This is a genomic window from Arthrobacter sp. 10L430 (assembly GCF_056395245.1).
In genome coordinates, this window is the sequence record NZ_JBFTJD010000009.1 from 88460 (window position 1) to 109555 (window position 21096).

General features: G+C 65.8%; 22 protein-coding genes. 16 read left to right on the forward strand and 6 right to left on the reverse strand.

From position 1 onward, the window contains the following. Positions 1–114 precede the first annotated feature (114 nt). From AC1DDG_RS10960 to AC1DDG_RS10980, 5 genes are all read left to right on the forward strand, one after another. A complete protein-coding gene (locus tag AC1DDG_RS10960) occupies positions 115–1704 on the forward strand; it encodes a PspC domain-containing protein (RefSeq protein WP_476876083.1) in 1590 nt (529 codons plus the stop codon). 1 nt (position 1705) lies between these two features. Beyond that, entirely contained in the window at positions 1706–2044 is a 339-nt protein-coding gene (locus AC1DDG_RS10965) for a hypothetical protein (protein WP_476876084.1), read from the forward strand. A 3-nt stretch (positions 2045–2047) separates the two neighbouring features. Continuing rightward, the gene (locus tag AC1DDG_RS10970; protein WP_230118087.1) at positions 2048–2302 is read left to right on the forward strand and encodes a PspC domain-containing protein; all 255 of its coding nucleotides are present in this window, start codon (positions 2048–2050) and stop codon (positions 2300–2302) included. 248 nt (positions 2303–2550) lie between these two features. Continuing rightward, positions 2551–3576 (forward strand): ATP-dependent 6-phosphofructokinase, encoded by a 1026-nt coding sequence (locus tag AC1DDG_RS10975; protein ID WP_476876085.1) that lies wholly within the window; start codon positions 2551–2553, stop codon positions 3574–3576. A gap of 171 nt (positions 3577–3747) precedes the next feature. Further along, on the forward strand, positions 3748–4464 hold the full coding sequence (locus tag AC1DDG_RS10980) for a GNAT family N-acetyltransferase (protein ID WP_230117541.1): 717 nt from the start codon (positions 3748–3750) through the stop codon (positions 4462–4464). A gap of 107 nt (positions 4465–4571) precedes the next feature. Here the strand turns inward: AC1DDG_RS10980 and AC1DDG_RS10985 are convergent, their stop codons facing one another. The 6 genes from AC1DDG_RS10985 to AC1DDG_RS11010 form a co-directional block, all read right to left on the reverse strand. Continuing rightward, positions 4572–6086 carry a DHA2 family efflux MFS transporter permease subunit gene (locus AC1DDG_RS10985; protein WP_230117540.1) on the reverse strand — a complete coding sequence of 505 codons (1515 nt, stop codon included), beginning with the start codon at positions 6084–6086 and terminating at the stop codon, positions 4572–4574. 66 nt (positions 6087–6152) lie between these two features. Continuing rightward, positions 6153–6578, reverse strand: a complete 426-nt coding sequence (locus tag AC1DDG_RS10990) for an ankyrin repeat domain-containing protein (RefSeq protein WP_476876086.1) — start codon at positions 6576–6578, stop codon at positions 6153–6155. Beyond that, on the reverse strand, positions 6575–7660 hold the full coding sequence (gene ygfZ, locus AC1DDG_RS10995; RefSeq protein WP_476876087.1) for a CAF17-like 4Fe-4S cluster assembly/insertion protein YgfZ: 1086 nt from the start codon (positions 7658–7660) through the stop codon (positions 6575–6577). The genes AC1DDG_RS10990 and ygfZ overlap by 4 nt, the downstream gene beginning before the upstream one ends. 73 nt (positions 7661–7733) lie before the next feature. After that, on the reverse strand, positions 7734–8456 hold the full coding sequence (locus AC1DDG_RS11000; protein WP_476876088.1) for a flavodoxin family protein: 723 nt from the start codon (positions 8454–8456) through the stop codon (positions 7734–7736). Positions 8457–8577: 121 nt separating this feature from the next. Beyond that, entirely contained in the window at positions 8578–9210 is a 633-nt protein-coding gene (locus AC1DDG_RS11005; protein ID WP_230117536.1) for a nitrobindin family protein, read from the reverse strand. 170 nt (positions 9211–9380) lie between these two features. Beyond that, complete coding sequence (locus AC1DDG_RS11010; RefSeq protein ID WP_476876089.1) at positions 9381–10160, reverse strand: permease; 780 nt, start codon at positions 10158–10160, stop codon at positions 9381–9383. 321 nt (positions 10161–10481) lie between these two features. Between AC1DDG_RS11010 and AC1DDG_RS11015 the strand changes: the two genes are divergently transcribed. The 11 genes from AC1DDG_RS11015 to asd all read left to right on the forward strand — a co-directional run bounded on the left by AC1DDG_RS11015 (position 10482) and on the right by asd (position 20905). Next, positions 10482–11180, forward strand: coding sequence for a winged helix-turn-helix transcriptional regulator (locus AC1DDG_RS11015; protein WP_230117535.1), 699 nt, complete (start codon positions 10482–10484; stop codon positions 11178–11180). A 241-nt stretch (positions 11181–11421) separates the two neighbouring features. Beyond that, positions 11422–12393 carry a mycothiol synthase gene (gene mshD / locus AC1DDG_RS11020; protein ID WP_476876090.1) on the forward strand — a complete coding sequence of 324 codons (972 nt, stop codon included), beginning with the start codon at positions 11422–11424 and terminating at the stop codon, positions 12391–12393. Between the two features lie 105 nt (positions 12394–12498). Beyond that, a complete protein-coding gene (locus AC1DDG_RS11025; RefSeq protein WP_476876091.1) occupies positions 12499–14748 on the forward strand; it encodes an RNA degradosome polyphosphate kinase in 2250 nt (749 codons plus the stop codon). Between the two features lie 9 nt (positions 14749–14757). Continuing rightward, on the forward strand, positions 14758–15726 hold the full coding sequence (locus AC1DDG_RS11030) for an NUDIX hydrolase (RefSeq protein ID WP_476876092.1): 969 nt from the start codon (positions 14758–14760) through the stop codon (positions 15724–15726). Positions 15727–15792: 66 nt separating this feature from the next. Continuing rightward, a complete protein-coding gene (locus tag AC1DDG_RS11035; protein ID WP_476876093.1) occupies positions 15793–16596 on the forward strand; it encodes a thymidylate synthase in 804 nt (267 codons plus the stop codon). Continuing rightward, positions 16593–17177: a dihydrofolate reductase gene (locus AC1DDG_RS11040; protein ID WP_476876094.1), complete on the forward strand. Its 585-nt coding sequence runs from the start codon at positions 16593–16595 to the stop codon at positions 17175–17177. Before AC1DDG_RS11035 ends, AC1DDG_RS11040 begins: the two co-directional genes overlap by 4 nt. A gap of 10 nt (positions 17178–17187) precedes the next feature. After that, on the forward strand, positions 17188–17406 hold the full coding sequence (locus AC1DDG_RS11045) for an NF038396 family protein (protein ID WP_476876100.1): 219 nt from the start codon (positions 17188–17190) through the stop codon (positions 17404–17406). 155 nt (positions 17407–17561) lie between these two features. Further along, positions 17562–18647: a WXG100 family type VII secretion target gene (locus AC1DDG_RS11050; RefSeq protein WP_476876095.1), complete on the forward strand. Its 1086-nt coding sequence runs from the start codon at positions 17562–17564 to the stop codon at positions 18645–18647. Positions 18648–18656: 9 nt separating this feature from the next. Beyond that, complete coding sequence (locus tag AC1DDG_RS11055) at positions 18657–19304, forward strand: hypothetical protein (RefSeq protein WP_476876096.1); 648 nt, start codon at positions 18657–18659, stop codon at positions 19302–19304. Positions 19305–19338: 34 nt separating this feature from the next. Then, positions 19339–19698, forward strand: coding sequence for a hypothetical protein (locus AC1DDG_RS11060; RefSeq protein ID WP_476876097.1), 360 nt, complete (start codon positions 19339–19341; stop codon positions 19696–19698). A gap of 76 nt (positions 19699–19774) precedes the next feature. After that, complete coding sequence (gene asd, locus AC1DDG_RS11065; protein WP_230117527.1) at positions 19775–20905, forward strand: aspartate-semialdehyde dehydrogenase; 1131 nt, start codon at positions 19775–19777, stop codon at positions 20903–20905. Positions 20906–21096: the final 191 nt, after the last annotated feature.

A 21096-nucleotide genomic window follows, 5' to 3' on the forward strand; every position in this document is an offset into this window, starting at 1 on the left:
AACACGGATCAGGGTTTCGGAGACCGCTTTCAGGCCTGGACCAGGGGTAAGTCAGGGGCCACTCAGGGTACTCCCCAATAGAGCCGGAGACCCTCCGGACGGCAGTATCGAAGTATGAACTCGCAGAACCCCAATCCCTCTGAAGGGCAACAGCCCGCCAACACGTCCGACGACCAGCCCAGCTCGCGGGAAGAACAGCAGCCCGAGCCCCAGGCAGACCGTCCGGAGGAGCCGCCGACCGCGGCCACTCCCGAGCCACAGACCGAGCCGCTGCTCCCTCCGCCGCTCCACAACTCCCATGATCTGCCGGGCGGCCACGGCGCGCCAGGCGCCCCTGCCTTCGGAACCGGCTACGGCCGGCCGCCGCAGCAACAGAACTTCTTCGACTGGATCCGCAGCCACGGCATCCATCGCGGACGCGACCGCTGGATCGGCGGCGTTTCGAGCGGCATCGCCGAGCGGATGGGCATCGATCCGCTTATCGTCCGCGGCATCTTCATCGTCCTCACCCTGTTCGCCGGCATCGGCGTCTTGCTCTACGGCGTCGGCTGGGCACTCCTCCCGGAGCCGGACGGACGGATCCATACCCAGGAGGCCGGTGCCGGCCGCTGGACCAGCGGCATGACAGGCGCGCTGATCACCACCGTCCTCGGCCTCACGGGAATGGGCGGCGGCTTCTGGGGCTGGGGGCACGACGGCTTCGGCTTCTTCTGGACACTGTTCTGGATTGGCGGCCTCATCTACCTTGTTTACTTCCTCACCCAGCGCAACAAAAATCGCATCGGAACAGCCATGAACACCACTCCGGCGGGCAGCCAGCCCGCTTACAGATACGCCGCCCCGACCGGCGGCCCGGCATCTGGCGCCACGGCCACCTTCGCAGCCGGCACGCCGGCGGACCCAACGCCGTACGGGACCGGTCCGACGTCGGACCCCAACCTGCCGTACTCACCCAACCCGCCGTACGGCGGGGCCGGGCCGGCGCGCATTCCCGCCCCGTACGGCGGCGGCTACGGCAGCGTTCCGCCCCGCGGAGCGGCTCCGGTGCCTGCCCCCGTTCCGGCACCGAAATCGAAGCCGGGCGGACCCGGCGCCCCTGCGGTCGCCATCACCGCGGGCCTGGCCCTGCTGGTGGGCGGCACCCTCAAGGCGCTCGATGCCGGCAACGTGATTGAGCTGGGCAATTCCGCCAACGCTGTGGTCTGGGCAAGCGGCGCCGCCGTCCTGGGCCTAGGCATCCTGCTGGCGGGCCTCCGCGGCAGGACCTCGGGCATCCTCGGCTTCTTCGCGGTGGTCGCACTGATCATTGGCGGCATCTTCAACGCGGTGCCGAACGGTGACCGCTTCCGCTTCCAGGACGCGGACTGGAACCCCACCAGCATCCAACAGGCCCGCGAGGGCTTCCAGATCACCGGGGGCAAGGGAACTGTTGACCTGACCGGGCTGAGCCTGACCGCACCGCTGCCCGCCGACGTCCTCATCCCCATGGATGTGACTGCCAGCAACGTCACGGTCGTCATCCCCAGCACCGTGCCGGTGGACGTCAGGGCTGACATGACGCTGGGCAACCTGAACGAGGGCTCCGCCAGCCGCAGCGGCATCACGTCCCGCCAGAGCAGCTACAACACGGACAAGCCCGGCGCCCGGCTGATCCTGCAGATCGACGGAACCGTCAGCAACGTCACCATCCAGGAAGGAAACTGACATGAGCAACTTTGACCCATCACCGGAAACGCCGCGGCGGCCGGAAATCTCCCCGGGGCCTGAAACGTCCCGGGCGCCGGAAGCCTCCGGTTTTCCGCGGCGGCCCGTAACGGACAATGGCGAGCCTGCTCCTGCATCGTCCCGCGTCGGTACCATCGTCTGGGGTCTCGTGGTCCTCGCACTGGCCGTCCTCATCATCATCTCCCAACTGGGGATCGTGGCCCTGAACGGGACTTACGTACTGATCGGCCTCATGATCGGCGCCGGCGCCGCATTGGTGATCGGCGGACTGCTCTCGGCCCGCCGACGTGACAACAGCCCCACAACCGGGAAGTCTTGAACCATGGAAAAGTTCTACAGCATTGTCAGGGGCCTCGGCCTGAAGCGTGGTCCGCAGCGCTGGCTCGGCGGAGTCTGCGGTGGGATTGCCGAAAAGCTGAACGTGGATGTCGCGTTCGTCCGGATCGGTTTCCTCCTCTTCTGCCTCCTGCCGGGGCCGGCCGTAGTCTTCTACCTCGCCGCGTGGCTGGTCCTTCCGGACCAGAACAACGGCATTGCCCTTGAGTCCTTCCTCGCGAAGCGCGGCAACCGCTACTGACCGGGCGGCGGATAACCGCCAGCAGCACTAACGGGTTCATGTGCCCCTGCTCTCCGGAGCAGGGGCACACCTGCGCAAGACGCTCATTCGGGCCGGCCGGTTGCCGCCTTTCCCACGCCGGCACGGTGCCGGACCGGGGCCCCATGTAACCGTTTGTGTCCTTCCCCACACTGGCCACTAGACTCTCTTGTGAGCTCAGCGTGGCGCTCTGCCTGTATACCCTTCGAACCAGGATTTGAGCCTAGATAATGAAAATTGGAATCCTCACCAGCGGCGGAGACTGCCCCGGACTGAATGCCGTGATCCGCGGCGCTGTCCTGAAGGGCATTGCCATCCACGGCCACGAATTCGTGGGGTTCCTGGATGGCTGGCGCGGAGTGGTCGAGGGAGACATCATTCCCATTCCCCGCACACTGGTCCGAGGCATTGCCAAGCAGGGCGGCACCATCCTGGGCACGTCCCGCACCAACCCGTTCGAGAACGGCGGCGGTCCGGACGTCATCAAAGCCCACATGGACCGGCTCGGCATTGACGCCATCATCGCCATCGGCGGCGAAGGCACTCTCGCGGCCGCCAAGCGCCTCACGGACGCCGGACTCAAAATCGTCGGCGTCCCCAAGACGGTGGACAACGACCTCGACGCCACGGACTACACCTTCGGCTTCGACACCGCCGTCCAGATCGCCACCGAGGCCATCGACCGACTGCGCACCACCGGCGAGTCGCACCACCGCTGCATGATCGCCGAAGTCATGGGCCGCCATGTCGGCTGGATCGCACTTCACGCCGGCATGGCCGCCGGTGCACACGCCATCCTCATTCCGGAACAAAAGGTCAGCATCGAGCAGATCGTCGAATGGGTGAACGAGGCCCACGACCGCGGCCGCGCACCGCTCGTGGTCGTCGCCGAAGGCTTCGTTCCGGGCCACATGGAATCCCCGCACTCCGAACGCGGCCTGGACACCTTCGGCCGGCCCCGGCTCGGCGGCATCGCCGACCAGCTCGCGCCCGAGATCGAAGCCCGGACCGGCATCGAGACCCGCGCCACCATCCTCGGCCACATCCAGCGCGGCGGCGTGCCCTCGGCCTTCGACCGTGTGCTGGCCACCCGCCTGGGTATGGCCGCCATCGACTCGGTGGTCGAAGGCCGCTGGGGCACCATGGTCTCGCTGAACGGCACGGACATTGACCACGTGGGCTTCGAAGCGGCCCTCGGCAAGCTCAAGACCGTCCCCCAGCACCGCTACGACGAAGCCGCGGTCCTCTTCGGCTAACCGCCCCGACGCCCGGCCCTCACGCTGCCGAAGCCGGGCGCGAACGAACACTTGAGGCCCTGGATCCTTGGCGATTCAGGGCCTCCTCTGTCCGTTCGCGCTTTTCGGCGGGGGCTTAACTGTCCGTTCGCGCCGGGCTTGGGGGCGGGCCGGGGTCGGTAGGCTGGAGGCATGAGTCTTGAGCCCCACTCCGCCGCCATCATCCAGCTGGCCTGGGCGCGCCGTTTGGGGCTCGACGACGGCGCTTTTGCCACGGCCCTTGAAACCGGCGAACGCATCACAAGGGTTGAGGATTCTGCCCGGTCGGTGGAGTTCGTCCGACTTTTCGGCAGCTCCGTGCTGGTGGGGCCGCAGTGGGCGCTGGATGCCGCCGTCGGAATCTCCGATGAGGAAATGGCACAGCACGTCACCCTGCTGACCATCACGCGCCACCACGGCGGGCACGGACAGGGCTCCGCAGCGCTGTTCTTCGCCGATGACCTGCCGCTGCTGCAGCCCTCCGAGGAACTGACCGTCTCACACGGCAACCCGGAGGCGATCGAGCTGGAGGGCCTCTGCCCCCCGGACGACGTCAACGAGGTAGGGCTCTCGGACCTGGAAAACCGCTACACCATCATCCACGACGAGGACGGCCGCAAGGTGCCTGTGGCCTGCGGTGCGTACTCGGAATGGGAAGGAATCCTGGCCCACATGGGCGTTCTCGTGGCTCCCGAATGGCGGCGCCGAGGCCTGGGGTCGCTGGCGGCTTCGATCGCCGCGCACGAGGCCCTCGCCTCCGGGCTGACGCTGCAGTGGCGCTCGGACGTCAGCAACAAGGGCTCCCTGGCCACAGCACGCAGCCTGGGCTTCTCCACCGGCGGCATCCAGACCAGCGTGCTGCTGGGCTGAGCACGCCCGCACTACACACGCCCGCACAAGCCGCGCCACCGGGCACAACGGCACCGCCGGACCAAAAGGTCCCGGCGGGCACAAAGGGCCCCGGCGGCACGGCAGGCTTACAGCGTCTTCGCGTCCGCGCTCTCAGGCGTCGCGGCCTGCTGACCCGCCCAGCCCTGCACCGGCTTCGGCCGGGCGAAGAAGAGAGCCACCGCTGCGCCGAGCACGATCACGGCCGCGGGCAGCATGATGGACTGGCCCATCGCCGTCGAAAATCCCTCATGGAGGGCTTCCGGCAACTTGCCGCCGAAGCTCGCCGACTCGCCGCCGGACCCGCCGGGCGCGCCGGCGGCAGGAAGTTCCGCCGCAAGCCTGGCCTGCATCAGCACGGCAATGGCGGCGCTGCCGAGGACGGCGCCGATCTGACGCGTGGTGTTGTACACGCCGGCGCCGGCGCCCGCCTGCCGCGGCGGCAGGTTGCGGGTGGCCGTTGAACTCAGCGGAGCCCAGATGCCGGCGTTCGCGAAGCCGAGCACGGCGCTCGGCAGCAGGAACAGCCACACCGGGGTGTCGGGATGCATCAGCGCCGAGTTCCAGAACAGGGCCACGGCCATGAGCACCAGCCCGGCGGAGGTGATGTATTTCGGGTTTACGCGGTCGATGATCCTGCCCACCACGGGGGCCAGCCCGCCGGAAATCAGCGCCATCGGAACCATCATGAGGGCGGACTGCGTCGGCGTCATGCCGCGCACCATCTGGTAGTAGAAGATCAGCGGCAGGCCGAAGGCGGTGACGGTGAAGCCCACTGTGGTGATCCCGATGTTGGCAAGCGAGAAATTGCGGTCTTTGAAGAGACCCAGCGGCAGCAGCGGCTCGCCCTTATTAACGGCCTGCCAGACGACGAACAGCACCAGCACCACGATGCCGCTGATGATCAGGCCCCACACCGTTACGGGACCGGTGATGGTGCCCCAGTCGTAGGTCTCGCCTTCCTGAAGACCGAAGACGAGGAGGAAAAGCCCGACGGCGCTCAGCACCACGCCGGGGATGTCGAACTTGTGCGGGTGGGTGGTGAGCGACGGCACCAGGCGCCAGGCGAGGATGAAGCCAACGATCCCGATGGGGACATTGATGAAGAAGATCCACTCCCAGCCAAGCCAGTCCACCAGCACGCCGCCGAGGATCGGGCCCACCAGCGTGGCCACGCCGGCAGTGGCGCCCCACAGCCCCATGGCCGCGCCGCGCCGGTCCGGCGGGAAAATGCGCGTGATCACGGCCATGGTCTGCGGCGTCATCAGCGCTGCGCCCAGGCCCTGGAGAACGCGCGCCGCGATCAGCATCTGGACGTTGCCGGAGAGCCCGCACCAGAGCGAGGCCAGGGTGAAGACGACCAGGCCCGACAGGTAGAGCCGCTTGGGGCCGAACCTGTCACCGAGCCTCCCGGTGATCAGGAGCGGGACCGCATACGCCAAGAGGTAGGCGCTCGTGACCCAGATGACGGCATTGATGTCCGTGTCCAGCCCGGCCATGATGCTCGGGTTCGCCACGGAGACGATCGTGGTGTCGATCAGGATCATGAAGAACCCGATGACGAGCGACCAGAGGGCCGGCCACGGCCTGCTTACGTTTTCCAAAAAAGATTCCTTCAGTTGCAGACGGCTGGTGGGTGTGCCGGCGGTGTATTTGAGTCGGTGCCGGCCCTATGCCAGCAACGCCTGAATGTCTTTCCGGGCGAACATCTCGGCGGCCGCACGGGCCGAGGGGGTTCCGGCATCGGGGTCGGCTCCCGCGTCAAGCAGGACCCTGGCCACATCGGTGTAGCCCTTGAAGACGGCGCCGGCGAGCGGGGTCTGCCCGCGGTCGTTGGCACCGTTGGCATCGCCGCCATGGTAGAGGATCAGCTGAACTGTCTCGGCGTGGCCGTGGTAAGCCGCGAGCATCAGCAGCGAATCCCCTGCGGCGTTGGTCAGGGTGGCCGGAGCGCCGGCGTTGAGGTAGCACCGGAGCGTGTCGGTCTCCCCGTTGCGTGCGGCGTCGAAGAGCGAGTGCGCCAACGCGAGCGTCTCCTCATCCGGCTCCGGCGACGGCGCGGTCCCCGGTGCCCCCGGGGCGGTCGGGTCTGTCATTTGTGGGTCCCCCTCAGGAATCCGGTCTGCCGGCCAATGACCTGCCCGGCGTCGGGAGCCACGATCACTTCCTGCGCGGCTGTGTACGGCTCTTCACCGTCCATGACAGTCAGTATTTCATCCGGAGCGACCGAACGCTTGATGACCGCCAGCGCAATGGGGCCCATCTCGTAGTGCTGCGCCACGGACGTGGCGGTTCCCACCTTGCGCTCCCCCAGCAGCACGGGACTTCCGGCCGCCGGCATGGTGTGCTGGGAGCCGTCGAGCTGGAGGAACACGAGCCGGCGCGGCGGGTGGCCCAGGTTGTGCACGCGGGCAATGGTCTCCTGGCCCTTGTAGCAGCCCTTCGCCAGATGGACGGCGGTCCGGAGCAGATCCAGCTCGTGCGGAATCGTCTTGTCGTCGGTTTCGGCGCCCAGCCGGGGGCGCCAGGCGGCGATCCGCAGGGCCTCGGCCGCCGACACCCCTGCCAGGGGCCGGTCCCCCAGCGTTGCCTCGAGCTCCGCCGCCGGAACCAGGTATTCGAACCACGGGCGCTCGGCGCCGGGATGGGCATCCTCGCCCACCACGGAATAGGCGTATCCGCCGGCACTGACGTGCGGCCAAGGGTCCTGCCACACCTTCAGGGCGGACCACTCCGGCACGGCCCGGGTGGATCCCAGCACGGCCCAGTCGTCCGAGACGTCCGCAATTTCGACCCGCAGCATGAACTTCATCTTGTTCAGCCACTCCGCCAGCGGGACGGCTTCGGCTGCCTCGACGATCAGCCAGGTGCTGCCGCCGTCGTCCACCACCCGGGCATCGAATTCGATGCGCCCCTGGACGCTCAGGAGCAGCAGCTCGCTTGATTCACCGGGCTGGAGATTGGTGACCTGCTGGGAGGAAAGCGTGTTGAGCCAGCTCAGGCGGTCGGGGCCGGTAACGGTCACCACGCCGCGGTGGGAAAGATCGACGACGGCGGTGCCGGTTGCGAGGGCGCGCTGCTCACGCAGCGGCTCACCGTAGTGGGACGCGACGCCGGAATCGGCACCGCCCGCTTCGACGGCTCCAGGGCGCGACAACAGAGGGCTCTTGATAGTCATATGAAAGGGAACGTCCTTGGCTCGGCGGGTATTCCGGTCTTGCAGGACCGGGCTGCGGGTCCGGCACCCGCCGTCAGCGGTACTCCGGATTTTCGAAACCGTACTTCGATCCGGCCTTCCATTCTTCCGGAAGGTTGCCGTAGGCGGGAATTCCGCCGGAATCCTTGAGCATCCTGGCCAGATGAAGGAGGTTCCACGTCATGAAGGTGGTGTTTCTGTTAGTAAAATCACTCTCCGGCCCCCCGGACCCTTCGTCGAGGTAGCTGGGCCCGGGGCCCACGGGGCCGATCCAGCCGGCGTCGGCCTGCGGAGGAATGGTGAACCCGATGTGCTGGAGGCTGTAAAGGACGTTCATGGAGCAGTGTTTGATGCCGTCTTCGTTGCCCGTGATCAGGCACCCGCCCACCTTGGGGTAGAAGGCCCACTGGCCCTTTTCATTGAGCTGCCCCGAATGCGCATAGAGCCGCTCGATGAGTTTCTTGGTCTGGGAGGAGTTGTCCCCCAGCCAGATGGGCCCGGCGACTACCACGATATCGGCCTCCTGGACAGCCGGATACAGCTCCGGCCATTCATCGGTCTCCCAGCCATACTCGCGCATATCCGGGTATACACCGCTCGCAATGTCGTGGTCCACGGTACGGATGAGCCGCGTCGACACCCCCAGCTTTTCCATGATCAGCCGGCTGATCCGGATCAGGCCCTCCGTGTTGCTCGTTTGGGGCGAGCGTTTGAGGGTGCCGTTGAAGAAAACCGCCTTGAGGTCGCTGTAGATCGTCGGGACTTCAGCTTCAGCCATGTGGTGCTCCCTTGGTTGCGTCGGGCAGAGGAACTCGGGACCTCAGACCAACGTAGCCCACGGGAGCGGGCGGCGGAACAGAGCGGATCGCCGGGCTGTCAGGCGCCCGGCCGGGGAGCCGTCAGGAAACCTTTTTCAGGAACGCCGAGGCGTGGGCTTCCAGTCCGTTGCCCGGCTCCGAAGTGCCGGCTGCCGGGGAAGCGCCGCCGGTGGCGACATCCCAGCGCCACAGGAGGTTCCCGTCAACAAGACCGAAGATCCGCGTGGCCGCGCTGTAGTCCTTGGAGTGGCTGCCCCGCATCACCATGTCGGTGCTCAACTGGATCTGCGGGCCCTTGATCTGCCCGTAGTACAGCTCGGAAATCCCGCCCGGATGAGCGATGGAGACGGAAATGTCGAATCCGCCGTCCTTGTTCCGCAGTGCCTCGACTTCGTCGGCACTCTTAAGCGCCGGCACGATGTCCGCAGGGACAAGGCCGGGACCGCCGTCGGCGTCCAGTTGTTTGCGCTCAAGGGCCCAAAATCCGGTCTCGACCGTGAGGGGCCGGAGCTTGGTGCCGTCTTCATCGGTCAGCCAGCTCTCCGCACGGTACTGCAGGTACGGCAGGCCGTTGTGGGTGAACGAAACGCGTTGCACAAAGTGCTCAGAGCCTTCGTCGCCGGAACCAAGCCGTCCATGGCCCTCCCACTCACCAATGAGCCAGGACAGCGGAACCAGTTCGGGTGTCAGGTCTGTTGGAATCTCAATAGGCACGGTTGTTACCTCTGGAAGCTGCTAACAGGGGAAGCGGTTCTACTTCTGGCCCTTGAACAGGCGGTAGACCACAAAACCGGCAAACCAGGCCATGGACAGGCTCGCTACGCCGAGCAGGACAAGGAAGAAAATTTCATATGCAAGTACGGACATGGTGCCATCCTAACGCGTTAGAAGATGAGTAGTTTGTCTATGAAGTAGGCAAGGGATCCGACCGCCGTGACGGGCGCCAGGCCCATGCCCAGGGCCGCCGGGAAGTTCAGCGGCGTCCCCCGCAGTGTCACGAGCCGCCGGAAGCTGACGAGCACCGCACCGACCACAACCCCGAACACCGCGGCGGGCAGGACAGCGATGTCGGAGAACACCAGTCCGGCCAGCGGGCCCGCGAGACCGGCCAGAACGATTCCCAGCGGCGCGACGATCCTGTCCGGCCAGCGGAGGAGGCCCGCCAGCAGCGCGACGGCGGCGCTGACGCCGGCGACGAGCAGCATTTCCCTGACCCCGTTGAACCTCGCTCCGGCGATCCAGCCTGCGCCCATGCAGGACAGAATGACGCCCACGCAGCAGCCCAGGATCGACTCGAGCCGCTGCGCCTGCCCCGTTCCGCGAATCAGCTGGACCACGAACACGGAGGTGACCCCCAGTGCGATGAAACCCGGCGTCCAGTTGAGGTAGCCCGGGGCGGAAACGGTGGCCGCCGCCACCGCGGAGCCGGCACCTGGCAGGCCGATCACCGCCGCGAGGGTCTTTTTGGCCGGTATCCCCAGGTAGTGCGGCCAGCCGACGCCCACGGCCAGCGCAACCACGACCCCGACGGCGAGGAGGACATCCGGTGTCCGGTAGACGCTGGCGATGATGGTGGCCAGGCCGGCCAGGCCAATGACTCCGATGCTCCACGACTTCACGGCGGACCCGGTGTGCGCCGCAGCGCTCACTTCCGGCGTGGCCATGGCGTACTCATCTCTGACTCTGAACTCAACTTCGCTGCGTCCTCATCCTGGCTGTGCCGTTGAAGGGCAGGGCTGACGCCCTGACGGTTTCAATCCTGCCCTATGTGACTGCCATATGTCGCAAATGAGGCACGCTGCAGGCCAGGATCAGTGCCTGTCTGGGGGCCGTTAGGTATACTCAAAGCTCAGCTACGCTTCCCGCTGCGGGAACCGGAGACGCCGGCTCGCCGGAGGCTCCGCCCGTTGCAGCCAGCACAGTACCGGCCGGTGAAAGCCCGGTTCAGTCGCCCAATGATGCGCGGACGGCCCCTTGGAGGAACAATGTCGCACATCCTGTTACTGACCAACAGCACCGGATCATCGGTGGACATTCTGCCTGCCTTGGAGCTGTTGAACCACCGGGTGCACATCCTGCCCGCAGAGCCCACTGCCCTGCTCGAAACGGATCCCTGCGACATTGTGCTGCTGGATGCGCGCAAGGACCTCGTGGGGGCCCGGTCGCTGACCCAGCTCCTGAAGGCAACAGGCCTCAGCGCACCGCTGGTGCTGATCCTGACAGAAGGCGGCATGGCCGCCGTATCCTCGGCGTGGGCAGTCGATGACATCGTTCTTGACTCCGCCGGCCCTGCCGAGGTGGAAGCCAGGATCCGGCTCTCCGTGGCGCGGGCCGTCCCGGAGAAGGAAGACCTGCCCTCCGAGATCCGGGCCGCCGGCGTCGTCATCGATGAAGCCAGCTATACCGCGCGGGTCAACGGCGCGGCACTAAACCTGACCTTCAAGGAATTCGAGCTCCTGAAGTACCTGGCGCAACACCCCGGCCGGGTGTTCACCCGCCAGCAGCTGCTCACCGAGGTATGGGGCTACGACTACTACGGCGGCACCCGGACCGTGGACGTGCACGTCAGGCGCCTGCGCGCCAAACTGGGCGCCGACCACGAAAACCTGATCAGCACCGTCCGCAACGTGGGGTACCGGCTCACCCTGGTGCGCCAGCAGGAGGACGAGCTCACCGAGGCCTGACGGGCTCCGGCGTCAAGAAACCATGCAACGCAAACGGCCCGGACTCTTTCGAGTCCGGGCCGTTTGCGTTGCTTATTTGCTTTAGTGGAGGACATACGGGTCGAACGTATCGAGGCCACCCCAGTGGTGGATCCCCCTCACATTCTGCTTCAGGAAGCTGAATGAGATAACGACTATACGGGGCCACCCCGGCCGGCCACAAATCGGGCAGCCCGGCGGCCGCTGCGTATAGCCTTACAGCATGAGTCCTGCGCATCCGGAGATCTGGCCTGTCACCGTCATCAGAGGCGGCGTGGACGCACAGCTGCTGCGGGACATCAAGCCCCTGCTGTCAGCCGCCGAGGAATCGGACGGCAACCCCTCCATTTCGGAACAGACCCTGGTGACGCTGCGCGCCGCGGACACCGGGCCCCACTCGCTGCTGACGCTGGCGCTGTACTCCCCGGACGAGGACTCCGATCCTGCCACCGCCCAGGACCTGGCGGGTTTCGCTGTGGTGGTCGAAGAAGCGGACGGCACGGGAGTCCTGGAGATCGCCGTCCACCCCAGCTACCGGAACCAGGGCGTGGCTGACCGGCTGGTTGGCACGCTGAAGTCTGAACGCGGATTCGGCGGGCTGAAGGCCTGGTCCCACGGCAACCACGAGGCTGCCGCGGACCTGGCGGCCCGCTACGGCTACGGCCGCGTCCGGGAACTGTGGAAGATGCGGCTCATGACCGCCGCGGCTGAACTGCCCGACGTCGGTCTTCCGGACGGCGTGGTGCTCCGCGCCTTTGTGCCGGGCAGGGATGAGGACGCCTGGCTGGCGGCCAACCGCGAGGCCTTCGCGCACCACCCGGAACAGGGCTCCATGACACGGGCGGACCTTGAGGCCCGGATGGCGGAGCCGTGGTTCGACCCCGCCGGCTTCCTGCTGGCCGAAGACGGGGACGGGCAGCTGCTTGGCTTCCACTGGACCAAGGTCCATCCGCGGCATGGCGACCATCCGGCCATCGGCGAGGTGTACGTCGTGGGCGTGACGCCGGCCGCCCAGGGCATGGGCCTGGGCAAGGCCCTGACAGTCGCCGGCATCAGGCACCTCCAGCAGCAGGGACTGCACGCGGTCATGTTGTACACGGATGCGGACAACTCCCCGGCAGTCTCGCTGTACCGCGGGCTGGGCTTCACCCGGTGGGACGTCGATGTGATGTACGGGCCGCTGGACGGACGTTAGTCCAGTCATTCGACGCACTGTCCGGTCCCGCTGAAATCTGCGGGTCCCGCACGGGCGAATGCTTGTAAGGTTGAAGCTAAATCCCGCCAGCATCAAGGAGAGAGCATGCAACCGGAATCCGCCGGATCAGCGACTACCGAAATCAAGGCGGCCCCGGTGCGCGCCCGTTTCGGCTCCTCCGAGGTGCCTGCGTCCCGCGCCACCCAGGACCGGATCGACATTCCGGAGTTTGCCGCCATCCTGGAGCCCGAGGGCGAAATCAGCCCGGACCGGTTCCTGGACCGTGAGCTGAGCTGGCTGGCCTTCAACGCCCGGGTCCTTGAGCTCGCCGAAGACCCCAACCTCCACCTCCTTGAGCGCGTCAGCTTCCTGTCGATCTTCGCTTCCAACCTCGATGAGTTCTTCATGGTCCGCGTGGCCGGCCTGAAGCGCCGGATCGCCACCGGCCTGGCGGTCCCCTCCCCCGCGGGACTGAGCCCGGTCCAGGTCCTTGAGCAGATCGGCGAGGCGGCCCACACTCTCCAGCAGCGGCACGCGCAGGTCTACGCCGAACAGATCCGCCCCGCACTGGCATATGAACAAATCCACCTCATGCACTGGGAAGAACTCGACGACGAGGCCAAGAACCGCCTCAGCGTCATGTTCGCGGAAAAGGTCTTCCCCATTCTCACCCCGCTTGCTGTGGACCCGGCCCACCCCTTCCCCTATATTTCCGGGCTCTCGCTGAACCTGGCCGTGGTGGTCCGGAACCCCGTCAGCGACAAGGAGCTCTTTGCGCGTGTCAAGGTGCCGGACCAGCTGCCGCGCCTGATTTCCATCGACGGTCCGCGCGCAGGGTCCGTGCCGGGACGGGTTGCCCGGTTCATCGCCCTCGAAGAAGTCATTGCGGTCCACCTGGACCGGCTCTTCGCCGGCATGGAAGTCCTGGAACACCACACCTTCCGCGTGACACGCAACGAAGACGTGGAGGTGGAGGAAGACGACGCCGAGAACCTCCTGCAGGCGCTCGAGAAGGAACTCCTGCGCCGCCGGTTCGGCCCTCCTGTCCGCCTCGAGGTCACCAACGACATCAACCCCAACATCCGCGCGCTCCTGATCCGGGAGCTGGGCGTGGAGGAATCCGAGGTCTACTCGGTTCCTGCCCCGCTGGACCTCCGCGGGCTCTCGGTCATTGCCGGCATTGACCGCGCCGACCTGCACTATCCCAAGCACGTGCCCCACACGTCCCGGTACCTGAACGAATCCGAAACGTCCAAGGCCGCCAACGTCTTCGCCGCGATGCGCCGCCGGGACATCCTGCTGCACCACCCCTACGATTCCTTCTCCACGTCGGTCCAGGCGTTCCTCGAACAGGCGGCCGCCGATCCGAAGGTCCAGGCCATCAAGCAGACCCTGTACCGCACGTCGGGCGACTCCCCCATCGTTGACGCGCTCATCGACGCTGCCGAGGCCGGCAAGCAGGTACTCGCGCTCGTGGAAATCAAGGCCCGTTTTGACGAGCAGGCCAACATCTCCTGGGCGCGCAAGCTTGAGCAGGCCGGAGTCCATGTGGTGTACGGGATCGTCGGGCTAAAGACGCACTGCAAGCTGTCCCTCGTGGTGCGCCAGGAAGTCGACGGACTGCGCCGTTACTGCCACATCGGAACAGGCAACTACCACCCCCGCACAGCCCGTTACTACGAGGACCTTGGTCTTCTCACCGCCAACGAGCAGGTGGGCGAGGACCTCTCCAAGCTCTTCAACCAGCTCTCCGGCTACGCCCCGAAATCCACTTTCAAGCGGCTCCTGGTCGCACCGCGCTCGGTGCGCTCCGGACTGATCGACAGGATCGAGACCGAAATCCGCAACGCCCGTGCCGGCATTCCGGCGCGTGTGCAGATCAAGGTGAACTCCATCGTGGACGAGTCCATCATCGATTCCCTCTACCGGGCTTCCCAGGCGGGTGTTCCGGTAGACGTCATCGTGCGCGGCATCTGCTCGCTCCGGCCGGGAGTTCCGGGCCTCAGCGAGAACATCACAGTCCGTTCCGTCCTGGGCCGCTTCCTGGAGCATTCACGGGTGTTCGCCTTCGCCAACGGCGGCGACCCCGTGGTGTACATCGGATCGGCCGACATGATGCACCGCAACCTGGACCGCCGGGTTGAGGCCCTGGTCCAGCTGTCCGGAGGCGAGGACACCACGTACGTCCTGGACATGCTCCGCCGGTACATGGACCCTGAAACAGCAAGCTGGCACCTCGACAATCAGGGAATCTGGAACCGCCATCACCTTGACGAGGACGGCAGGGAACTTGACGACGTCCAGTCCTGGCTCCTGGCTTCCCGCTCCCGCCAGCGCGCAACTGCCCGGCGGTAGGAAACGGGTTTGAAGAGCGATTCACCGATAGCCGACCAGACCGATCACCCGGGCGAGCCGGTTGCCGTCACGGCGGCTGGCGCCTTGCCGTGGCGCGTCAGGAAGGACCAGCTGGAAGTCCTGCTGATCCACCGGCCCCGGTACGACGACTGGTCCTGGCCGAAAGGCAAGCTCGACGCCGGCGAAACGGTCCCCGAGTGCGCCGTCCGCGAGGTGGAGGAAGAGATCGGGCTCCAGGCACCGCTGGGGATTCCGCTGCCGCCCATCCACTACCACGTGGCCAGCGGGCTTAAGGTTGTGCACTACTGGGCCGTGGAAGTGAATGGCGCTCCGCTGCGTCCTGACGGCAAGGAGGTGGACAGCGTGATGTGGTGCACCCCGGAGAAGGCTGCTTCACTGCTGTCCAACCCCTCCGACATCGGGCCGCTCGAGTACCTGGCGGCGGCCCATGCCCGGATGGAACTGCACACCTGGCCCCTGGTGATCGTGCGCCATGCCAAGGCGAAGCCTAGGTCGTCGTGGACGAAGGCCGAAGGCGAGCGGCCGCTGGCAGCCACCGGCGTGCGCCAGGCCCAGGCCGTGCGGAGGCTGCTCCACGCCTGGAAGCCCCTTCGGGTGGTCAGCAGCCCCTGGCAGCGCTGCGTCGCCACGATCGCCCCGTACGCCAAGGCCACGGACGCAAAAGTGAAGCTGGTGGATGCGCTGACAGAGCACCGGCACGCGCGCAATCCCAAGAAGACGGCCGCCACGATTGAGTCGCTGTTCGACAAGCAGCGCGCCGTAGTGCTGTGCACCCACCGGCCCGCACTGCCTACCGTCCTGAGCCAGCTGGGTGTCTACATGAACACCAGGCTGAAGGGCGTGCTTCCGGTGGCCGACCCGTACCTCGCCCCGGGGGAAATGATCATCTGCCACGTGGCGCACAGCAGCAAGAGCAAGATCGTGGCCGTGGAGCAGTTCAAGCCGTTCGACGACTGAAAGCTGCTGGCCGTGCCCCCCGGGGGTCTCCCCGCAACCCCAAGCCGTTCCCACTAGACTGGACGCGTGAACATCCCAACGCCCTATGAAGACCTTCTGCGCGATGTCATGGCCAACGGCACGCATAAATCCGACCGCACGGGTACCGGCACCAGCAGCGTCTTCGGACGCCAAATCCGCTTTGACCTGGGCGAGGGCTTCCCGCTCATCACCACAAAGCGCGTGCACTTCAAGTCCGTCGCCGTTGAGCTGCTGTGGTTCCTGCGCGGCGACACCAACGTGAAGTGGATGCAGGACCAGGGCGTGACCATCTGGAACGAATGGGCTGACGCCGACGGCGAACTCGGCCCGGTCTACGGCGTCCAGTGGCGCAGCTGGCCCACTCCCGACGGCGGCCACATCGACCAGATCACGGAGCTCGTCGAAAACCTGAAGGTCAACCCGGATTCCCGCCGGCACATCGTGTCGGCCTGGAACGTGGCCGAGCTGAAGGACATGGCGCTGCCGCCCTGCCACGCGTTCTTCCAGTTCTACGTTGCCGACGGCAAGCTGTCGTGCCAGCTGTACCAGCGGTCGGCGGACATGTTCCTGGGTGTCCCGTTCAACATCGCCTCCTATGCGCTGTTGACCTGCATGCTGGCCCAGCAGACCGGCCTGGAGCCCGGCGAATTCGTCTGGACCGGCGGCGACGTCCACATCTACGAAAACCACATGGACCAAGTCCTGAAACAGCTGGAGCGGGAGCCCTACGAGTATCCGCAGCTGAAAATCACGCGCAAGCCGGCCTCGATCTTCGATTACACGCTGGACGACTTTGAAGTGGTGGGTTACCGCCACCACCCCACAATCAAGGCGCCGATCGCAGTATGAGTGCCGAAGAGACCATAAATCCCCAGACCTTCAGCGAGAACATCGCGGCAAACATGACCGGGATCGGGCTGGTTTGGGCACAAACTACAGCCGGTGTGATCGGCAACGCCGGCGATATGCCGTGGCACCTGCCCGAAGACCTGAAGCACTTCACCAAGGTGACCAGCGGACATCCCGTCATTATGGGCCGCAAGACCTGGCTGTCCTTCCCGGAGAAGTACCGCCCCCTCCCCAACCGGACCAATATCGTCATTACCCGGCAGGAAGACTGGGCCCGCACGCCCGAGGCGGAGGGCGCCGTCGTCGTCAAGTCCCTTGACGATGCCCTCCTCGAGTCGCAGTTTGCACCCGGCTTCGAGGCGGTCTGGATTGTGGGCGGCGGCGAGATCTTCGAGCAGTCCACGGAGATCGCCAATATTGCCGTAGTCACCACCATTGATGTGGAGGCCGACGGCGACACGCACGCCCCCGAACTCAACGCGGCGTGGGTTCCGGAAGACTCAGTACCCAGCGAAGGCTGGCTGACCGCGGCCAACGGCACCCGCTACCGGTTCACTCAGTGGAACCGGACGGAAGGTTAGGCAAATGCAGATGCTCAGAAAACCCGAAACCCTGTTCGTGCTCGGCTACATGCTGCTGCCGCTGCTCGCCCTGCTGTCCGCGATCGTTGGGCTGACCATGATCCTTGGCGGCAACAAGATCGCGGGCATCATCGTCCTGGTTGTCGTGACCCAGGTATTTGCCTTCGGCGCCTTCTTTGCCCTGCGCGCCCGCAAGAGTGCCCTCCTCGAGGAGACCGACCCCCAGTAGCTCCGGGACCACCGTCGGCTCTGGGCCGCCGACGGCGACCGGCGATGGGGAGCGCTGCCCATCGCGGCGACGGCACACCGCCATTACAGTGTTGGCAGGACTCGGCAGCAACCATTCAGACGCAGAACGTTCAGATTTTGGGGGATGATGCCACAGTGGCAGGCAACTTGTGGGGCTCGGACGTTGCGCAGCTGCGCACGCTCGCACAGCAGTTCGGAACGGTGTCCGACAACCTGTTGCAGCAGTCTTCGCAGCTGACCAACCAGATCAACAACAACCCTTCGTGGAAGGGCAACGACGCGACGCAGTTCCGCTCGGACTGGAACGGCAGCCACCGGGCCCTCATCCAGAAGACAGCCCGCGCACTGAAGGAAGAATCCAAGAAACTGCTCGAAAACGCCAACGAGCAGGAGAAGGCCAGCAACGCCGGCGGCCCCGGTACCTTGGGCGGTCCGGGCCCTCTGGGTGGCCCGGCAGGCGGTGGGGGCCGGTTCTCCGTTGGCGGGGTGCTGCTCGGCGGATTTGGGATGCTGAAGGCGGGCATGACCATCCAAAAGTTCATCAAGGCCCCGCTCACCCTGGCCAAGCACGCCGGACAGTACGGCTGGGTTTTGAAGAATCAGCGCGCAGAGTTCATCAAATCCTTCCTCCAAGGCAACCACCGGATCGGCGGCCCCGGCTTTGCCGCTCACAGACTGCTTGGCAATCCAGCCCTGGATGATCTGCTTAAGGGATCTTCGGCTGCCAACCGCGGCATCGGCCTGATCGATAAGGCCACCGACATTGCTTCTCTGAAGAACCTGAACAAGTACGTCGGCCCGCTGGGCAGGTTCGAAGGGGTGTTCGCGGAAAAGCCCTGGCTCGGCGCGGGCACCAAGCTCGAGTGGCTCGGCAAGTCCGGCGTCGCGCGCACGCTGGGCTGGGCGGGCGTCGGCTTCAGTGCCTACGACTCCGTCAAGAGCTTTTCGGACGGCGACATCAAGGGAGGCCTTGTGGGGGCCGGAAAGACTGCCCTCGGCGTCGGCTGCTTTTTGCCACCTCCGGCAGGAACCGTCTGCCAGGTCGCCAGCGTCGGAATCGCCGTCTACGAGAATTGGGACACCATCAGCAGCGTGGGCAAGAATGTTGGCGAGGGGATCGTCAACGCGGTGAAGGATCCCGGAAAGTTCGTCAGCGACACGAAGGATTCGGTTGTGGACGCGGGCAAGTCCGTAGGCAAGTTCTTCGGAATCGGCGACTAGGAGACGAATATGAGTGTTCAGGACGAAACCCAGCAGGAGCCCAGGCTCGGCATCGACGTCATCGGGTTCGGCGTGGGCGAGTTTGCCTACCTGCTCAACGTGTTTGAGGGGCCGGCCAGGGACCGTTCCGTCAGCGTTTTCCGCGCCGAGGAGGTGGTGGACGATGTGACGCTGTCCACGGCCGGGGCATCCTCGCTGATGGCGCGGGATCTGGCCACCGTGGATGAGGACGGTGACCTGGGAGTGACCGGCGTCGCGGCGGCTGTGGCTACCGCCCTCGGCAAGGCGACCACGTGGACCGAGATCTCGCTTCTGACCGGCGATGCCATGGACAACGTGGTGCTGCTGGAGGCACCCGGGGTGGCGCTGATGCTTCAACCCCGGCTGCTGGGGACCTGGTTCGTTTTCGCCCAGGATCCCGCCATTACCTCCGCAGAGGCGACGCTTCGTGTCGTCCGCCGGCATGTCGAGCAGAACGACGGCGGTTCCGCCTACCTCGTTTTCAAGACGCTCGACGCCGAACGGCACCTGCTGATCCGGCGTGAAGGTGAGACCTGGACTACCGGCATCCCGGACTTCGACAAGGACGAGGTCGCCGAATCCCCGGGCCTGGACGACGCCGGGCTTCTGGCAGCGATTGAAGATGCCCGTGGCTAGGCGAAGTGAGGGAGTACCCCAGGAACCGGGCTACGTGCCGTCCAGCCCATCAGACGGCCAGCTGATCTACCGCAGGGCGGAGAATGGCGAGATGGTGGGCTACACGCCAGCCGAATACGGTGTTCGCAAAGACGACGGCGGCGGCTTGGTCAAGCCCGTGAACAGCTCCGGCGGCCTGCTCTTCCTCGCCATCCTCCTCACTGCCTGCCTGGGAGGCCTCATTTACGGCGTCGTCCAGATCGCCATCCAGGGTTCGTGGCACATTCTTGGCGAAATATGGTGGGTCTTTCCCGCCTGCCTCTTTCCCTTCACTTTCGCTTGGGCCAGCTATTTCAAGGAGCGACGGGCAGAGAAACTTCGCAAGGCCCGCAATCTTGCCCGGCCGGTTGCGTAACGTCGCCATTCCGATCGCGGGCAGGGAGTGACGTAACCGACTGCGCCGTGCCGGTTCCGAAGTCTAAACTGAACGAATGACTACAGCAGCTACTCCGTCCGTTGGACTTGTCGGTTGGCGTGGCATGGTCGGTTCCGTCCTGATGCAGCGCATGCAGGATGAGGGCGACTTCGCCACCATCAACCCGGTGTTTTTTTCCACCTCGAACGCGGGAGGTGCCGCCCCCTCCTTCGCTGAAGGGGCAGGCAAGCTCGAGGACGCGTTCGACGTCGAGACGCTGGCCAAGCTGCCGATTATCGTCACCGCCCAGGGCGGGGACTACACCAAGCAGGTCCACGGCGAGCTGCGCAGCCGCGGCTGGGATGGCCTGTGGATCGACGCCGCGTCCACCCTGCGCATGAACGACGACTCGATCATCGTGCTGGACCCCATCAACCGCGACGTCATCGACAAGGGCCTCGTCAACGGCACCAAGGACTTCATCGGCGGCAACTGCACCGTGTCCTGCATGCTTATGGGCCTTGGCGGACTGTTCAAGAACGGCCTCGTCGAGTGGGGCACGTCCATGACCTACCAGGCGGCGTCCGGTGGTGGCGCCCGGCACATGCGCGAGCTGCTCAGCCAGTTCGGCACGCTCAATGCCGAGGTCAGCACGGAACTTAACGACCCGGCGTCGGCCATTCTGGACATCGACCGCAAGGTGCTGGCCCACCAGCGCACCGGCGTAGACGCCACACAGTTCGGGGTGCCGCTGGCTGGGTCCCTGATCCCCTGGATTGACGCGGACCTGGGCAACGGCCAGTCGAAGGAAGAGTGGAAGGCCGGGGTGGAGACCAACAAGATCCTCGGTACTTCCGACGAGAACCACGTCATTATGGACGGACTGTGCATCCGGATCGGCGCCATGCGCTCCCACTCGCAGGCGCTCACGCTCAAGCTGCGCGAAGACCTGTCCGTCGCCGAGATCGAGAAGCTGCTTGACGAGGACAACGAGTGGGCGAAGGTTGTGCCCAACAGCAAGGAAGCCTCGATGGCTGAGCTCACTCCGGTGGCAGCCTCGGGCACGCTGGACATTCCCGTGGGCCGCATCCGCAAGCTCGAGATGGGGCCGCAGTACATCAGCGCCTTCACCGTGGGCGACCAGCTTCTCTGGGGTGCGGCTGAGCCCCTGCGGCGCATGCTGAACATCGCCACCGGGACTCTTTAGCCACCCCCGCAGGCGGCCCTGCCCCGCACGAACGGCCCCGCTCCGGTATTTATCAAGCTGTTTGTGACAGCGGGGTGGTTTCTTTGTTGTTGATGCCGGCAGTGAGTGGTGATCCCGGGGCGGTGGGCTTGTGTCGGTATCTGTTTGGGTTGCGGGCGTAGCAGGCATCGAGTGTTTCTTGGCGCTGCTGG

What these genes read in the sequence shown, in the direction of transcription:
- AC1DDG_RS10960 (WP_476876083.1), top strand. Translation starts at nt 115, where the DNA reads ATGAACTCGCAGAACCCCAATCCCTCTGAAGGGCAACAGCCCGCCAAC.
- AC1DDG_RS10965 (WP_476876084.1), top strand. Translation starts at nt 1,706, where the DNA reads ATGAGCAACTTTGACCCATCACCGGAAACGCCGCGGCGGCCGGAAATC.
- AC1DDG_RS10970 (WP_230118087.1), top strand. Translation starts at nt 2,048, where the DNA reads ATGGAAAAGTTCTACAGCATTGTCAGGGGCCTCGGCCTGAAGCGTGGT.
- AC1DDG_RS10975 (WP_476876085.1), top strand. Translation starts at nt 2,551, where the DNA reads ATGAAAATTGGAATCCTCACCAGCGGCGGAGACTGCCCCGGACTGAAT.
- AC1DDG_RS10980 (WP_230117541.1), top strand. Translation starts at nt 3,748, where the DNA reads ATGAGTCTTGAGCCCCACTCCGCCGCCATCATCCAGCTGGCCTGGGCG.
- AC1DDG_RS10990 (WP_476876086.1), bottom strand. Translation starts at nt 6,578, where the DNA reads ATGACAGACCCGACCGCCCCGGGGGCACCGGGGACCGCGCCGTCGCCG.
- ygfZ (WP_476876087.1), bottom strand. Translation starts at nt 7,660, where the DNA reads ATGACTATCAAGAGCCCTCTGTTGTCGCGCCCTGGAGCCGTCGAAGCG.
- AC1DDG_RS11000 (WP_476876088.1), bottom strand. Translation starts at nt 8,456, where the DNA reads ATGGCTGAAGCTGAAGTCCCGACGATCTACAGCGACCTCAAGGCGGTT.
- AC1DDG_RS11010 (WP_476876089.1), bottom strand. Translation starts at nt 10,160, where the DNA reads ATGGCCACGCCGGAAGTGAGCGCTGCGGCGCACACCGGGTCCGCCGTG.
- AC1DDG_RS11015 (WP_230117535.1), top strand. Translation starts at nt 10,482, where the DNA reads ATGTCGCACATCCTGTTACTGACCAACAGCACCGGATCATCGGTGGAC.
- mshD (WP_476876090.1), top strand. Translation starts at nt 11,422, where the DNA reads ATGAGTCCTGCGCATCCGGAGATCTGGCCTGTCACCGTCATCAGAGGC.
- AC1DDG_RS11025 (WP_476876091.1), top strand. Translation starts at nt 12,499, where the DNA reads ATGCAACCGGAATCCGCCGGATCAGCGACTACCGAAATCAAGGCGGCC.
- AC1DDG_RS11040 (WP_476876094.1), top strand. Translation starts at nt 16,593, where the DNA reads ATGAGTGCCGAAGAGACCATAAATCCCCAGACCTTCAGCGAGAACATC.
- AC1DDG_RS11045 (WP_476876100.1), top strand. Translation starts at nt 17,188, where the DNA reads ATGCTCAGAAAACCCGAAACCCTGTTCGTGCTCGGCTACATGCTGCTG.
- AC1DDG_RS11055 (WP_476876096.1), top strand. Translation starts at nt 18,657, where the DNA reads ATGAGTGTTCAGGACGAAACCCAGCAGGAGCCCAGGCTCGGCATCGAC.
- asd (WP_230117527.1), top strand. Translation starts at nt 19,775, where the DNA reads ATGACTACAGCAGCTACTCCGTCCGTTGGACTTGTCGGTTGGCGTGGC.